The sequence below is a fragment of the Serratia sp. Ser99 genome, from assembly GCF_024519545.1.
In the GTDB taxonomy this organism is placed as follows: Bacteria; Pseudomonadota; Gammaproteobacteria; order Enterobacterales; family Enterobacteriaceae; genus Serratia; species Serratia liquefaciens.
Window position 1 is genome coordinate 1 of record NZ_JALJRT010000014.1, and the last position, 15986, is coordinate 15986.

The 15986-nt window shown below is 55.9% G+C and carries 12 protein-coding genes; 7 read left to right on the forward strand and 5 right to left on the reverse strand.

Features of this window, described 5'->3' with window-relative positions; genetic code table 11:
- Positions 1-396: 396 nt before the first annotated feature.
- The 3 genes from NR114_RS21695 to NR114_RS21705 all read left to right on the forward strand — a co-directional run bounded on the left by NR114_RS21695 (position 397) and on the right by NR114_RS21705 (position 4367).
- Positions 397-1452 (forward strand): ABC transporter substrate-binding protein, encoded by a 1056-nt coding sequence (locus tag NR114_RS21695; RefSeq protein ID WP_369982361.1) that lies wholly within the window; start codon positions 397-399, stop codon positions 1450-1452.
- A gap of 82 nt (positions 1453-1534) precedes the next feature.
- Positions 1535-3304 (forward strand): iron ABC transporter permease, encoded by a 1770-nt coding sequence (locus NR114_RS21700; protein WP_256824852.1) that lies wholly within the window; start codon positions 1535-1537, stop codon positions 3302-3304.
- Positions 3297-4367, forward strand: coding sequence for an ABC transporter ATP-binding protein (locus NR114_RS21705; protein ID WP_046372679.1), 1071 nt, complete (start codon positions 3297-3299; stop codon positions 4365-4367). The genes NR114_RS21700 and NR114_RS21705 overlap by 8 nt, the downstream gene beginning before the upstream one ends.
- 42 nt (positions 4368-4409) lie before the next feature.
- Here NR114_RS21705 and NR114_RS21710 read toward each other — a convergent pair whose 3' ends face one another.
- The 5 genes from NR114_RS21710 to NR114_RS21730 all read right to left on the reverse strand — a co-directional run bounded on the left by NR114_RS21710 (position 4410) and on the right by NR114_RS21730 (position 11134).
- Complete coding sequence (locus NR114_RS21710) at positions 4410-5375, reverse strand: PDR/VanB family oxidoreductase (protein ID WP_176984380.1); 966 nt, start codon at positions 5373-5375, stop codon at positions 4410-4412.
- A 42-nt stretch (positions 5376-5417) separates the two neighbouring features.
- Positions 5418-6866 carry an NAD-dependent succinate-semialdehyde dehydrogenase gene (locus tag NR114_RS21715; protein ID WP_234529586.1) on the reverse strand — a complete coding sequence of 483 codons (1449 nt, stop codon included), beginning with the start codon at positions 6864-6866 and terminating at the stop codon, positions 5418-5420.
- A 44-nt stretch (positions 6867-6910) separates the two neighbouring features.
- Entirely contained in the window at positions 6911-8035 is a 1125-nt protein-coding gene (locus NR114_RS21720) for an aromatic ring-hydroxylating dioxygenase subunit alpha (protein ID WP_020828528.1), read from the reverse strand.
- 41 nt (positions 8036-8076) lie between these two features.
- Complete coding sequence (locus tag NR114_RS21725; protein WP_234529585.1) at positions 8077-9675, reverse strand: BCCT family transporter; 1599 nt, start codon at positions 9673-9675, stop codon at positions 8077-8079.
- A 379-nt stretch (positions 9676-10054) separates the two neighbouring features.
- The gene (locus NR114_RS21730; RefSeq protein WP_234529584.1) at positions 10055-11134 is read right to left on the reverse strand and encodes a tartrate dehydrogenase; all 1080 of its coding nucleotides are present in this window, start codon (positions 11132-11134) and stop codon (positions 10055-10057) included.
- Positions 11135-11213: 79 nt separating this feature from the next.
- Between NR114_RS21730 and NR114_RS21735 the strand changes: the two genes are divergently transcribed.
- The 4 genes from NR114_RS21735 (at position 11214) to fbaA (ending at position 15945) form a co-directional block, all read left to right on the forward strand.
- Positions 11214-12173, forward strand: a complete 960-nt coding sequence (locus NR114_RS21735) for a LysR substrate-binding domain-containing protein (protein WP_162488645.1) — start codon at positions 11214-11216, stop codon at positions 12171-12173.
- 323 nt (positions 12174-12496) lie between these two features.
- On the forward strand, positions 12497-13513 hold the full coding sequence (gene epd / locus NR114_RS21740; protein ID WP_020828524.1) for an erythrose-4-phosphate dehydrogenase: 1017 nt from the start codon (positions 12497-12499) through the stop codon (positions 13511-13513).
- Between the two features lie 71 nt (positions 13514-13584).
- Positions 13585-14748 (forward strand): phosphoglycerate kinase, encoded by a 1164-nt coding sequence (gene pgk / locus NR114_RS21745; RefSeq protein ID WP_020828523.1) that lies wholly within the window; start codon positions 13585-13587, stop codon positions 14746-14748.
- Positions 14749-14865: 117 nt separating this feature from the next.
- The gene (gene fbaA, locus NR114_RS21750) at positions 14866-15945 is read left to right on the forward strand and encodes a class II fructose-bisphosphate aldolase (protein WP_020828522.1); all 1080 of its coding nucleotides are present in this window, start codon (positions 14866-14868) and stop codon (positions 15943-15945) included.
- Positions 15946-15986: the final 41 nt, after the last annotated feature.

Here is a 15986-nt window from a genome sequence, read left to right on the forward strand (position 1 = left end):
CCGTGGATAACGTGGTGGCCAAGGCGCAGGCACTGCTGAAATAAGGCATCTCGCGTCGCATTACCCCAGGCCCGGCACCTTGCCGGGCTTAGTCTAATGACAAACAGCCGAAAAACGTGGTTTTCGGCTGTTTGGGGTAAATCTGAAGACATAATCCTTTGTTTTTATTCGTCCCCAGATCGGAATTTTTAACTGCAAAGGACTTTGTCATCAATCTGAGCCCGGCATCTTGCCGGGCTTTTTCTTGCCCAAAAATCGCCCAACCTCACAAAATACGAAGATAAAAAATCAACGGCGTTGCTTAAGAACACTTATTAACTATATGTTAATTTTTAGTTTATTAAATGTAACCAGGAGTTGATTATGTTAACAAGAATCGGCGCGTCGGTGGTGGCGATGGCGGTACTGGGTGCAGTGCCTGCTTACGCTGAGTTCCCTGCAGGCTATCCAGCCGACTATCAGAAAATTGTGGATGGCGCGAAGAAAGAGGGCAAGGTAGTGGTGTATTCCACCACGGATACCAAAGCCGCAGGACCGTTGATTCAGGGGTTCGAAGCGCTGTATCCGGGCGTTAAGGTCGAATACAACGACATGAACAGCACCGAGCTGTATAACCGCTATATCAGCGAACAGGCGGCGGGTGGCACCAGCGGTGACGTGGTGTGGAGTTCGTCGATGGATACCGCGCTGAAGCTGGCAACCGACTATGCGCAAGAATACGCCTCGCCGGAACAGGGCCAACTGCCCAAGTGGGCGGTCTGGAAAGAGAGAGCTTACGGCACCACCTATGAGCCGGTGGTCTTCATTTATAACAAACGGCTGATCCCGCAGGGGGATGTGCCGGACTCGCACGCTGCGCTGGCAAAGCTGATCGCCAGTCAAACCGACAAGTTTAAAAAGAAAGTCACGACCTATGACATTGAAAAATCAGGGTTGGGCTTCATGCTGTCGGTGCAGGACTTCAAGGCCGATCCGAACTATTTCGCTACGCTGGCTGACGTTGCCAAAGGCGGTCTGGCCGTGCAGTCGTCCACCGGTACCATGATGGAAAGGGTATCGTCCGGTGAAAATCTGATTGGTTTCAACATTCTGGGTTCCTACGCCGAAGCCCGCGCCAAAACTGACCCTTCTCTGGGCATCGCTTACCCGAAAGATTACACCCTGGTGCTGTCGCGCGTGTCCTTTATCAGCAAAGAGGCTGCCAACAGCAACGCGGCAAAACTTTGGCTTAACTACGTATTGTCGGAAAAGGGCCAGAGCATTCTCGCCAACCAGGCGGATATTCCCTCTATCCGTAATGACATTGAAGGCAAAAACGACATCGACGGCATGACCAAAATGCTTGGCAACGCGCTGAAGCCTATTCCGGTGGACGAGAGCCTGTTGGAGTACCTGCAGCCGGCCAAACGGTTGGACTACATCAAGCAATGGCGTACCGCCGCGGCAAAATAAATTAGGACAGGCTCCGGACGCGCGTCTGCCAGGGAGGCGCGCGCCCTTTGGTGGTCGATGTTTACAACCATTGGGATAGATTATGAATACATGGCGCAGAAAGTGGCAGAGCCTGCCGCGTGGCTTGGTGGTGGTGATAACCGCGCTGGTTATCTATGTGCCGCTGTCATTTATCGTGATTCAAAGTTTTCTCTCCGCACCTTTTTTTTCGCCCTCCAAGGTTTTTAGCCTTGAGGCGTTCGAGTTTATTTTCACCGATCCTGACTTTTACAAGGCGCTGAAAAGTGGCTTTATCCTGGCCTTTGGCTTAGTGGTGATCGCCATTCCGCTGGGAGGTATTCTGGCCTTTTTGATGGTCAGAACCGATTTGCCCGGTCGTCGGTTTATTGAACCGCTGATCCTGGTGCCGATCTTTGTCTCACCGATGGTGCTGGGCTTTGGCTACGTGGTGGCCGCCGGGCCGGTCGGCTTCTTCTCGCTATGGGCGGAATCGCTGCTGGGCTTTGTGCCCTGGAATATCTACTCGATGGCCAGCATTGTGGTCATTGCCGGATTAACCCACGTACCGCACGCTTATCTTTATATTTCCTCGGCCTTGCGCAGCGTCGGCTCCGACGTGGAGGAGGCCGCTCGTACGGCAGGGGCTTCGCCCTTGCAGGTCATGACGGCCGTCAGCTTGCCGATGGTGCGCCCTTCGATTCTGTATGCCGGCGTATTGCTGTTCTTTCTCGGGCTGGAGGTGTTCGGCCTGATGCTGGTGCTGGGCGATCCGGAAGGGAACCTGGTGCTGGCGACCTACCTGTATCAACTGACCAACAAGCTGGGCACGCCGTCTTACCACCTGATGGCGGCAGTGGCGGTGGGGCTGATTTGCATCACCATTCCGCTGGTAATGTTGCAGCGCCGTCTGATGCGTACCGCCAACCGTTTCGTCACCGTCAAGGGCAAGGCGTCGCAGGCGCGGGCGCTGCCGCTTGGCAAATGGCGCTGGGTCGCCGGTGCGGTGGTGGTGTTTTGGCTGACGGTGACCATAGGTGTGCCACTGGTGGGCGTGGTGCTGCGTGCCTTTATTTCCAACTGGGGCGTGGGTGTTTCGATCTGGGACGAGCTGTCGCTCAATACCTTCCGCACCATCTGGCAGCAACCCAACCTGTTGCGAGCGATCGTCAACTCGATGGCGATAGGGGTGATCGGCGGTGCTCTGGCGGTAGTCTGTTATCTGTTCATCGGCATTGCCATGCATCGCAAACCCGACGGTGCTACCCGTTTTCTCGATTACAGCGTGCTGGTACCGCGTGCGGTGCCGGGTTTGCTGGCGGGGCTGGCGTTCCTTTGGGTGTTCCTGTTCCTGCCGATGTGGCTGGACAAGTCGCTGAAAGAGGGCTGGTTATCGGCCCTGCCGGTCGCCGAATGGCTGCGGGAAAACCTGATTGTCTGGCTACGTTCTTTGCGCAGCACCATCTTCAGCGTTTGGCTGGCGTATACCGTGGTGTGGATGGCCTACGGCCTGAGGTTGATCTCCTCGACGCTGTTGCAGGTCGGCCCTGAACTGGAAGAGGCGGCGCGCAGTGCCGGTGCCTCCCGTGGGCAGATCACTCGTCACGTGACTATTCCGCTGTCGCGCTACGGCCTGATCGGCTCGTGGTTGCTGATGTTCCTGATTTTCGAGCGAGAGTATTCCACCGGGGTTTACCTGTTGTCTCCAGGCACCGAAACCATAGGTTCGATGCTGGTTTCGCTGTGGGCGGCGGGTGCCATTGATATCGTGGCCGCGCTCTCCTTCATTAACATCCTGCTGGTGGTGCTGGGGCTGGGGATCGCCTTGCGCTTTGGAGTGAAATTACATGATTGAACTTTCGGTAGAGAACCTGCATTTGACCTACGGTGACAACCCGGTGCTGAAAGGCGTTTCGATGCAGCTCAAGCGCGGCGAGGTGGTTTCGCTGTTGGGGCCGTCGGGCAGCGGTAAAACGACGCTGTTGCGGGCGGTCGCCGGGCTGGAAAAGCCAACCCAGGGCAGCATTATCATTGGCAGCAATAAGGTGTACGACGGCACTGCGCGCAGCGAGATCCCGGCGGAGGAGCGCAACCTCGGGCTGGTATTCCAGTCCTATGCCCTGTGGCCGCATAAAACCGTGTTTGAGAACGTCGCCTATCCACTGAAATTACGCAAAGTTTCCACGGCGGAAATTACCCAGCGGGTGCAAGGGGTGCTGGATCAACTGGGACTGGGGCATCTGGGCAAACGCCATCCGCATCAGCTGTCCGGCGGCCAGCAGCAGCGCGTGGCGATTGGTCGGGCGTTGGTGTACAACCCGCCGGTGATCCTGCTGGATGAGCCGCTATCCAACCTGGATGCCAAGCTGCGCGAAGAGGCGCGGGTGTTCCTGCGTGAACTGATTATCAAGCTGGGATTGTCGGCGCTGATGGTGACCCACGATCAGAACGAGGCGATGGCCATTTCCGATCGCATTTTGTTGCTCAACAACGGCAAGATCGAACAGCAGGGCACGCCGCAGGAAATGTACGGCTCCCCCTCGACCCTGTTTACCGCCGAGTTTATGGGCAGCAATAACCGCCTGTTCGGCAAAATCACCGAGATGAGCGAGGGCAAGGCGCGCATCGAAGGGAAAGATTGGGCGCTGTGGGGCATGGCAGGGGCAGGGGTAAAGGTTGGCGATGAAGCCACGGCGGTGATCCGGGTAGAACGCGTGCGCCTGGGTGAGGATCCCCAGGGCAACCAACTGGAGTTGCCACTGCTGACCAGCATGTACCTGGGCGATCGTTGGGAATACCTGTTCCGCACCGTTGCTGAAGATTTCGTGGTGCGGGCTTATGGCACCGAAGTGCGTGGACAGACGCTTTGCCGGCTGTCCTTACCGGCAGAGCACCTGTGGATTTTCCCCAAGGCCTAGCTTCAACAATAACCGCGCCTGTGGCGGGCGCGGTTGGTTGAACTACAAATCCAGTACCAGCCGTTGCCCCTTGGCCCTTGAGCAGCATATCAATAGGCTCTGCTGCGCTTCTCGTTCCTCCTCGCTCAGATACTGATCGCGGTGGTCAGCTTCCCCTTCAATAATTCGCGTTTCACAGGTGCCGCAAATACCTTCCCGGCATAGGCATTCCACTTTCGCTGCCTTGCTGTTTTCCAGCACCTGCAGAATGGTCATCTCTGGTGCCACTTCCAGCTCAATCCCTGAGCGAGCCAACACCAGCGTAAAGGCTTTCCCTTGGCTGTCAGTGACGGCAAAGGCCTCGCGGTGCAGACGTGCCTTCTCAATCCCGTGCGCGGAAGCCGCCTGCAATACCGCATCGTTCAACGCCGGTGGGCCACACACGTAAATATGGGTTGCAGGTTCGATGTCTGCCAGCAGGCGTGCCAAATCTAAACGGCTACCCTGGGTGGAAACATGGCAGTGGACATGTTCAGCAAAGGGGGAAGTCAGCAGCTGTGCCTGAAAAGCATTCTGTTCTTCGCTATGGAAACAATAGTGCAGCCGGTAACGTTGACCGCGCTGGTGCAGTTCATGCAGTTGTGCCATAAACGGCGTAATGCCGATGCCGCCGGCAATCAGCAGGTGTTGTTCCGCCATCGGGGCCAATGCAAACAGATTGTTCGGCGTGCTGATGGTCAGCGTATCGCCTACCTGTAGGTTGTCATGCATAAAATTCGACCCGCCTTTCGAGGGCGACTCGCGTCGTACGGCGATCTGATAGTGCTGCAAGTCGAAAGGAGAGCTTAGCAGGGAGTAGGCATTACTGTAGCGCTGTTCCCCCTGTTGCATTTGCACGATGATATGGCTGCCGCCACTGAAGGCCGGCAACGGCCGCTGCATCGGGTCCGCCAGAGTAAAAAGCTTTACCTGCGCGGTAATGGTTTCGATTTCGATCACGCGGACATCAAACATCCGATAACTGGACATGTTATTCACTCCAGAGCACGGGCTGCGCCCGCGCATAACAGGTTATACCGCCTGGCACAGATATTTCAGTTCCAGATAATCGTCTATGCCATAGGTGGAGCCTTCACGCCCCAGACCGGACTGTTTGACGCCACCGAACGGTGCCACCTCGTTGGATATCAGGCCCGTGTTGATGCCTACCATGCCGTATTCCAACTGCTCCGAAACCCGCCAGATGCGCGCAGCATCGCGCGTGTAGAAATAGGCCGCCAGCCCATAGATCGTGTCATTTGCGCGTTGCAGCACTTCGGCTTCATCGTCAAAGACCACCAGCGGTGCGACCGGGCCGAAAATCTCTTCTTCCAGCAAGAGTGAGCCGGCTTGAACGTCCCCCAGTACCGTCGGCGTGAAGAAATTGCCGCCCAGCGGGTGCGGATGACCGCCGGTGAGTAGGATGGCCCCTTTGTTTTGTGCATCGTTCAGCAGTTCCATGACCTTGTCTCGTGCTTTACGGTTGATTAACGGACCTATTTGCACATCGTGATCGAAGCCGTTACCCACTTTCAGCGCCGCTACCCGAGCGACAAATTTTTCTGTGAACTGCGGGTAAACGTCACGGTGGATATAGAAACGGTTAGCGCAAACACAGGTTTGCCCCGCGTTACGGTATTTGGCGACTAATGCACCCTCAACGGCAGCGTCGATATCCGCATCCTTGAACACGATAAAGGGCGCATTGCCACCCAGTTCCAGAGAGACCTTTTTGATGGTGTCGGCGCTTTGGCGCATCAACACGCGACCAACCGGGGTGGAACCGGTAAAGCTCAGCTTACGGACCAGCGGATTGCTGGTCAGCTCGGCACCGATGATCTGTGAATTGCCGGTGATCACGTTGAAAACCCCAGCGGGAATGCCCGCACGGTTAGCCAGCTCCGCCATTGCCAGCGCCGAATAAGGCGTTTCATTGGCGGGCTTAACGATCAGCGTGCAGCCGGCCGCCAGTGCCGGTGCCGCTTTTCGGGTGATCATTGCCGCTGGGAAGTTCCACGGCGTAATGGCGGCACAAACGCCGATGCCTTGTTTGATCACCATCAGGCGTTTGTCAGCACTGGGTGAAGGAATGATATCGCCGTTGGTGCGCTTTGCCTGTTCGGCGAACCACTCGACAAACGAAGCGGCATAGCGGATTTCGCCCAACGATTCTGCCAGCGGTTTACCTTGTTCCTGCGTCATTAGTGACGCCAGATCCTGCTGGTGCTCCAGCATCAATTCGAACCAGCGGCGCAGATGCAGTGCCCGTTGTTGGGCTGGCAGACTACGCCAGCCTGCCAGCGCTTGCTGTGCGCAGGCTATGGCGTGTTGTGCTTCGGGTTGTGCCATGTTCGGCACCTGGCCTATAAGTTGGCCGGTCGCCGGATCGCTGACCGGCAAGATTTCGTGATTGGATGCATCGCACCATTGGCCGTTAATAAACGCCTGCTGGCGGAACAGTGATTGATCGGAAATATTCACCGGATGACCTCATGGGTTAACGGGGCCGAGGGGCCCCTGTACATTTAAGGTTGGAAGACCTGCGCCAGCAGGTTGTGGAAGTGCGCGATACCATGTTCGCTAACGCCACTGCCCGCACCGTCAACCATGATGCGTCCTTGCCCGCGATAGCCACGTGACTTCAGCCCTTTCTGTACACTTTCCACCAGCCGCAGATCCTCTGGGCGAAACACGTCGCGATACCATTCGATCAACTTCTGTTGTTCGGCGGTCAGCTCCTCGTTGGTGAAATAAATGTCATAGTGTTGCAGGGTGGTTTCCGCATCGACCGGGAACTCATAAATCACCGTCATCATGCCTTCCAGCGGCGGGATGTTGAACATGGTGCATGGCCATAGCCAGATGCCGTGGAAGCTGGCGTCTTTGCCTTCTTCGAATTTGAATGACTGCTCGGAAGGGCGCGCGTAGCCAAACTGCATCGTCCAGTTACCGTGCAGGGTGTGCCAGTAGCGATCGACCTGCACCGAATCGGCGAAACCGGGGTGCGCCGGGGCACAGTGATAACACTCGAGATAGTTGTCGACGATGTTCTTCCAGTTGGCCGGGGTGAGGGTGGTGAAACGTGCTGCCAGCTTCAGGTCGTCTACCGCCGGGCAGGCCTCGCGCACCTTGGCTGCCAGGCCGGGCAGTTGATCTTCTACGCTGCCGGCCTGCGGGTTCATATTGATAAAAATAAATCCGCCGTATTCCTCTACCCGTACCGGCGTCAGATGGGCGATGTCTTTATTGAAGTTATGCACGTTCTCGCAGTTGCGCGCATGGGCCAGTTCGCCGTCGAGCTTGAACGCCCAGGCGTGGTACGGGCAGGTAATGACGTTTTTGGCCTTGCCGTCGCCGGACAACAATTGATGCCCACGGTGTGGGCAAACGTTGTAAAAGGCGCGCAACACCTTGTCGCGACCGCGTACCACCAGGATATTTTCGCCGATGATCTCGCGGGTGATGTATTCATTCGGCTGCGCCACTTCACTGCCGTGCGCCACGCAGATCCAGCTGTTGGCGAACACCCGTTCTTTTTCATGATCGAATGCGGCCGGGTGAGTATAAAACTGAGCCGGAATGGTATACGCCTCGCGGGCATCGGCGCAGAAGTCTTTGGGTAACGTCAATGCGGGGATTACTGTGCTCATAATAACCTTCCTCTTCTTTATTTTTATTCCACGGGAGTGTTTCAGACGACGGTTGTGTTGTTTAACGGGTTAACGGCCGGAGGTTCTGACGGTGTGCTCAACGTCGGCCGGCTGACGTCGATCAGGTGCGCCGGTATCGCGGCGTAGTCCTGTTTCAGCCAGCGGGCGAACCCGTAAGTTTTGACCAATAGCACCAACAGAAACGGTAAGGCGGTTAGGACAACGGTGGTTTTCATGGTGTCGAGCGAGGCACCGGTGAACAGAATCGACAGCGGGATCAGCGTGATCACCACACACCAGAACAGGCGCAGCATCGGGCTGGGATCCTGCCCCTCTTGCAGATTCCGGGTGCTGGTGGCCGCCATGGTGTAGGCGACGGCATCCATATGCGACGCCAGAAAAATAATCATGATAAACAGGTAGCCCGCCAGGAACAGTTTGCCGAGTGGTAGAGACATCAGCAGCATTTGCACCGCCGTTTCTCCGCCCCGAGCGTTGAGGATCTCCGGTACGTTCAACTGCCCGCTGATGAATTGATGCATGGCGAAGCTTTCCAGCGAACCGAAGAAGAACCAGCAACCGAGGGTGCTGCCGAGCAGCAGGGCCCAAATCACCTCTTTGATCTTGCGCCCGCGAGAAACCCGGGTCACAAACATGGCCACGCCAGGCGTATAGGAAATCCACCACAGCCAGTAGAACACTGTCCAACTGCGGCTAAAGCTGCCGTCTCCCATGGGGTCGGTAAACAGACTCATCTGCAGGAAATTCTGCGCCGTCAGACCGATAGCGTTAACGGTGTTATTAATGGTGAATTCGGTCGGTCCGACCAACAGTACCAGTGCGGCGAAGATAAACGCCCCCCAGCCGACCATTTTACTCAGTCGCTGCATGCCGCCGTCGATACCAATGTACGAGCTGAGGCAGAAAATTACTGCGGCCAATAGGATCACTGTGGCCTGTACTGCGAAGGTGTCTGGAATACCGGTTAATGCCGTCAGCCCGCGGGTGAAGGTGGAGGCGGTTAACACCAGTGAAATAGTCAATGCACCCACGGTAGCAACCAGGAAAATAAGATCTACCGCTCGCCCTATAGGGCCGTCGGCGCGTGCACCTGTGATGGCCGAGATAATGCCGGACAGGCTCAAGCCTTTATTTTTACGGACATGAAAGTGATAGGCCATGATCAGTGAGGCCAAGGCATAGGTTGCCCAAGCGCTCAGCCCCCAGTGGAAGAACGAGTAGCTGATGCTGTATTCCAATGCTTTTGGCGTGCGTGGTGCGATATTCAGCCCGGGCGTTTGATAGTAATAGGCCCATTCCATTACGCCCCAGTACAGGGTTGAGGAACCCAGCCCAGCGCAGATGAACATAAACACCCAGGCTAGAGTGGAGTACTGCGGCTTGCCTTCACCAAGGCGGATATTGCCATATTTGCTTAAGGCCAGATAAAGCACCACCAGCAGTGCCATCAGTACCAGCACCTGAATGGTCGAACCGAACAGGCGGGTGACCGCGTTAAAAATGGTGGTGGCTACCAGTGCGGATTGTGCTGGAAATAGCATCAGGCAGATAGCGATCAGCGTGATGCTGCACAGACTGATCGCGATGAGCATGACATCCTTTTTAGGCGTGCTCTGCATGGGAGTGAACTCCTGTTATTTGTGGTTGGCCGTTGCGTGCAATCAGCACGCTTATCGGCCTTATTGATTGGCGTTAAGCCGTTTGTTAGACCACGTAGGGCAGGTATCTCGACACGCTAGATGCCATGAGTTTTTACCCTTCATTAACATTTGAGAGTGTGCACAAATTACCCAACTGCCACAATTGAGGTATCTGTGAAGGGATAAAACACGGTATGTAAATAATTTGTTGTGATCTTGACCGGAGAATTAGTGTGGCTTTTCGGGGGCTTTTCAGCGAATTACGATGAGAATTTATGGAGGAATACAAAATTAGCACGTGACTATGCAGAGCGATATATATCGCTCTGCATAGTCATTTATGGTGTGAATGTTTAGGTTAAAGCAGGGCGGCGATCGCCTGACCGACCTGTTGGGTGGTGGCGTCACCGTGCATGTCCGGGGTGCGTGGCCCGCAGGCGATAACCTGTTCGATGGCGGCGAGAATACCGTCGTGCGCCTGGCGATAGCGTGGTTCATCCTTACCGAGGAAGTCCAGCATCATGGCGCCGGCCCAGATCATGGCGACAGGGTTGGCGATGTTTTTGCCGAAAATATCCGGTGCGGAACCGTGCACCGGCTCGAACAGTGAAGGGAAATTGCGCTCGGGGTTAAGGTTGGCCGAAGGCGCGATACCGATAGTGCCGGCGCAGGCCGGGCCAAGATCGGACAGGATGTCACCGAACAGGTTGGAGGCCACCACCACGTCGAAACGTTCGGGTTGCAGCACGAAGCGCGCGCACAGAATATCGATATGCTGTTTGTCCCAGCTAATGTCCGGATACTGCTGCGCCATGGCGGCTACGCGTTCATCCCAATACGGCATGCTGATCGCCATTCCGTTGGATTTTGTGGCGGCGGTGAGCGTCTTGCGCGGGCGTTGTTGCGCCAGTTCAAAGGCGTATTTCAATATGCGGTCGACGCCGTGGCGGGTGAACACCGACTCCTGGATCACCATTTCGCGTTCTGTGCCTTCAAACATTCGGCCGCCGAGCGACGAGTACTCCCCTTCGGTATTTTCACGCACCACGTAAAAATCGATATCCCCCGGGTTCTTATTTGCCAGCGGGCAGGGCACGCCGGGGAACAAGCGCACCGGACGCAGGTTGACGTACTGATCGAAATCGCGACGGAATTTTAGCAATGAGCCCCACAGCGAGATATGGTCCGGCACCTTGTCCGGCCAGCCGACGGCACCAAAATAGACGGCGTCGAAGCCTTGTAGTTGCTCGAACCAATCGTCCGGCATCATCTGGCCGTGCTGCAGGTAATAATCGCAGCTGGCCCATTCGAAGGTTTCAAACTCCAGGGACAAATCCCAACGCGCGGCAGCAGCTTGCAACACCCGAATGCCTTCCGGCATCACTTCCTGGCCAATACCGTCTCCCGGTATGGCGGCGATTTTATAGCTTTTGCTCATAGGATCTCACTTGTGAAGAGGGGCGATTGACATCCCTTCCATCCTATAATTGACTAACTGTTAATCAATGCTGGAAACGGTGAAACATAAAACACGAATCATGAATAATCTACCTATCCTGAGTGACCTGCGGGTGTTTGTGTTGGTGGCGCGCCGCGCCGGTTTTGCCGCCGCCGCCGACGAGCTGGGCGTTTCACCGGCATTCATCAGCAAACGTATTGCGCTGTTGGAAAAGGCGCTGGACGTGTCGTTGCTGCACCGCACTACGCGCCGGGTGGCGATCACCGAAGATGGCGAGCGCATTTACGAGTGGGCACAACGCATTCTGAACGACGTCGATCAAATGATGGATGAGCTTTCCGACGCCCGTCAGGCACCGCAAGGTACGTTGCGTATTGTCAGCAGTTTCGGCTTCGGTCGGCGTTTTGTCGGTCCTGCACTGTCGGCGCTGGCGCTGGAATACCCGGCGCTTGAACTGCGACTGGACGTTTCCGATCGGCTGGTGGATTTGGTCAGCGAAGGTTTTGACCTGGATATCCGCATCGGTGATGACATTGCCCCCAATCTGATTGCCCGCAAGCTGGCGCAGAACCAACGCATTTTGTGCGCGTCTCCGGAATACCTGCAGCGTTATGGCACACCGAAAACCTTGAGCGAGCTTTCCGGACGCGCATGTCTGGCAATTAAAGAGCGTGACCATCCTTTTGGCCTGTGGCGACTGCAGGGGCCACAAGGGGAGGAGGCGGTGAAGGTGACCGGCGGGCTGTCATCCAACAACGGTGAAATTGTGCATCAATGGTGCCTGGACGGACAGGGTGTGGCGCTGCGTTCCTTTTGGGACGTACGGGAGAGTATTGAAAATGGCTGGTTGGTGCATATCCTGCCGGACTACTACCAGCCGGCAGATATTTGGGCGGTGTACGTTTCACGCCTGGCGACCTCGGCCAAAGTGCGGGTGACCGTCGAATTTTTGCGCGATTATTTCCGCCAACACTATGGCGAAGCCTCGTTGTTGTCGGAATACCTGGCGCGTCGCTAGGGCAAGGAGGAGGCAAAAGTGTGCGCCAGATCATTTTATTCCCGCAAAGTGTCGATCAGTTGTCAGGCGAGCTGTCGCATCTGTTCCTTTTGGCAAAACTTTGGTTTATGCTCAGCTGAAGCGTTTCAGTTGCATCAGGATTCAACTGAAACGCCGGAGTGAAGGTGATGAACACGCGGCTGATGGAAGGAATAATGCGACGTGGCGATTCACAGCAGGCGGTGCGCTAAAGTACTCTATGCGAGTGAGCTTGATAACCTATCAGCGCTCTCTCAGATAGGGTGAGCATGCCCGGTGTGAGAAGGCCCTTTTTCAGGAGCAGCATGACAATCCGCATAGCGATAAACGGCTTTGGCCGCATAGGCCGCAGCGTTTTACGCGCACTGTATGAATCGGGACGAAGAGCGGAAATTTCCGTGGTGGCGATCAACGAATTGGCGAACGCCGAGGGGATGGCCCACCTGCTGAAATACGACTCCAGCCATGGCCGTTTTGCCTGGGATGTTCGCCAGGAATGCGACATGTTGACCGTCGGGGACGATACCATTCGTTTGCTGCATCAGCCGGCGGTGGAACAGCTTCCCTGGGGCGAGCTGGGCGTTGACGTGGTGCTGGACTGCAGCGGCGTGTACGGCAGTCGGGCGGATGGCGAGGCCCATCTGGCGGCGGGAGCGAAAAAAGTGTTGTTCGCTCACCCCGGCGGCAACGATCTGGACGCCACCATCGTGTTTGGCGTCAACCATCAGACGCTGCTGGCGGAACACCGCATCGTGTCCAATGCGTCATGCACCACCAACTGCATTATTCCGGTGATCAAACTGCTGGACGATGCCTACAGCATCGAGTCGGGCACGGTGACCACCATTCACTCCTCAATGAACGATCAGCCAGTGATAGACGCCTATCACCAGGATTTGCGGCGCACCCGCGCGGCGAGCCAGTCGATTATTCCGGTCGACACCAAGCTGGCCGCCGGTATTACCCGCGTTTTTCCGCAGTTTTGCGATCGTTTTGAAGCGATTTCCGTACGTGTGCCGACCATCAACGTGACGGCCATCGATCTCAGCGTCAGCGTCAGTTCGGCGGTGAAAGTGGCAGAGGTCAACCAGCTGTTGCAAATGGCCGCACGGGGATCTTTTCGTGGTATAGTTGACTATACGGAACTACCATTAGTCTCGATCGATTTTAACCATGACCCGCACAGCGCTATCGTCGACGGTACGCAGACTCGGGTCAGCGGACAACACCTGATCAAGACCTTGGTCTGGTGTGATAATGAATGGGGCTTTGCCAACCGGATGTTGGATACAACACGGGCAATGGCCGCAAGCGGTTTCTAGTACGGCGGCATCGGCACTGGCCGGTGCGCCGCTCAGGCAACTTTATAGAGAATCAACCAAGAGGGTTCACCATGTCTGTAATTAACATGTCCGATCTGGATCTGGCAGGTAAACGCGTTCTGATCCGCTCCGATCTGAACGTTCCAGTGAAAGACGGTAAAGTGACTTCCGATGCACGTATCCGTGCCTCCCTGCCGACTATTGAAGCTGCGCTGAAACAAGGCGCCCGCGTGATGGTAACTTCCCACCTGGGTCGTCCTACCGAAGGCGAGTACAACGAAGAATTCTCCCTGCTGCCTGTTGTCAACTATCTGAAAGAACACCTGAAAAACCCGGTACGTCTGGCTAAAGACTACCTGGATGGCGTTGATGTTGCAGAAGGCGAGCTGGTCGTGCTGGAAAACGTCCGTTTCAACAAGGGCGAGAAAAAAGACGACGAAACCCTGTCCAAGAAATATGCGGCACTGTGTGACGTATATGTGATGGACGCCTTCGGCACCGCACACCGTGCACAGGCTTCCACCCATGGCGTGGGCAAGTTCGCGCCTGTTGCCTGTGCCGGCCCGCTGCTGTCCGCAGAGCTGGAAGCGCTGGGTAAAGCGCTGGGCAACCCTGCCCGTCCGATGGTTGCCATCGTGGGTGGTTCTAAAGTTTCCACCAAACTGACCGTACTGGATTCCCTGTCCAAAATCGCCGATCAGCTGATCGTCGGTGGCGGCATCGCCAACACCTTCGTGGCGGCGCAGGGCAACAACGTGGGCCAGTCTCTGTACGAACCTGATCTGATCGACAACGCCAAGAAACTGCTGGAAACCTGCGACATTCCGGTTCCGACCGACGTGCGCGTGGCGACCGAGTTCTCTGAAACTGCGGTTGCGACCGTGAAGCAGGCGAACGAAATTCAGGACAACGAGCAAATTCTGGATATGGGCGACGTCTCAGCCGAGCGTCTGGCCGTTATCCTGAAGAACGCCAAAACCATTCTGTGGAATGGCCCGGTTGGCGTATTCGAGTTCCCTAACTTCCGTAAGGGCACCGAAATTGTCGCTCGCGCTATCGCAGACAGCGAAGCCTTCTCTATCGCAGGCGGCGGCGACACCCTGGCAGCAATCGACCTGTTCGGCATTGCTGACAAGATTTCCTACATCTCAACCGGCGGCGGCGCCTTCCTGGAATTCGTGGAAGGTAAAGCGTTACCGGCGGTCGTGATGCTGGAAGAGCGCGCTAAGCAGTAATTCAGACAACGGGAGGCGAAAGCCGCCCGTTTGTTTTATACCGCGCGGCATAATGCGGCGCGGCATGAAAAAATCGATTTACATCCATCTACGGCCGACGAAACAGGACAAAGTAACATGTCTAAAATTTTTGATTTCGTAAAACCGGGTGTCATCACTGGTGATGACGTTCAGAAAGTATTCGCAGTAGCTAAAGAGAACAACTTTGCTCTGCCAGCAGTGAACTGCGTAGGTACCGACTCCATCAACGCCGTGCTGGAAACAGCAGCGAAGGTGCGTGCTCCGGTTATCGTACAGTTCTCTAACGGCGGTGCCGCGTTCATCGCCGGTAAAGGCGTGAAGACTGACGTTCCTCAGGGTGCAGCAATTCTGGGCGCTATCTCTGGTGCACATCATGTTCACCAGATGGCTGAGCATTACGGCGTGCCGGTTATTCTGCACACCGACCACTGTGCGAAGAAACTGCTGCCATGGCTGGACGGCCTGCTGGACGCTGGCGAGAAACACTTCGCGGCTACCGGTAAGCCACTGTTCTCTTCTCACATGATCGACCTGTCTGAAGAGTCCCTGGAAGAAAACATCGAAATTTGCAGCAAATACCTGACTCGCATGGCGAAGATCGGTATGACCCTGGAAATCGAACTGGGCTGCACCGGCGGTGAAGAAGATGGCGTGGACAACAGCCATATGGACGCATCCGCTCTGTACACCCAACCGGAAGACGTGGCTTACGCGTACGAAAAACTGAACGCCATCAGCCCACGCTTCACCATCGCAGCGTCCTTCGGTAACGTGCACGGCGTATACAAGCCAGGCAACGTTAAACTGACTCCGACCATCCTGCGCGATTCTCAGGACTACGTGTCCAAGAAATTCAATCTGCCGCACAACAGCCTGAACTTCGTGTTCCACGGCGGTTCCGGTTCTACCGACGCAGAGATCAAAGAATCCGTAGGTTACGGCGTGATCAAAATGAACATCGATACCGACACCCAATGGGCAACCTGGGACGGTATCCTGCAGTACTACAAAGCGAACGAAGCTTACCTGCAGGGTCAGTTGGGCAACCCGAAAGGCGCCGACCAGCCGAACAAGAAATACTACGATCCACGCGTATGGCTGCGTTCAGCCCAGACTTCCATGATTACTCGTCTGGAACAGGCTTTCAAAGATCTGAACGCAGTAGACGTTCTGTAATCTCTGTCAGCTGTTAGCCATATTGAAAGGCTCCCTTCGGG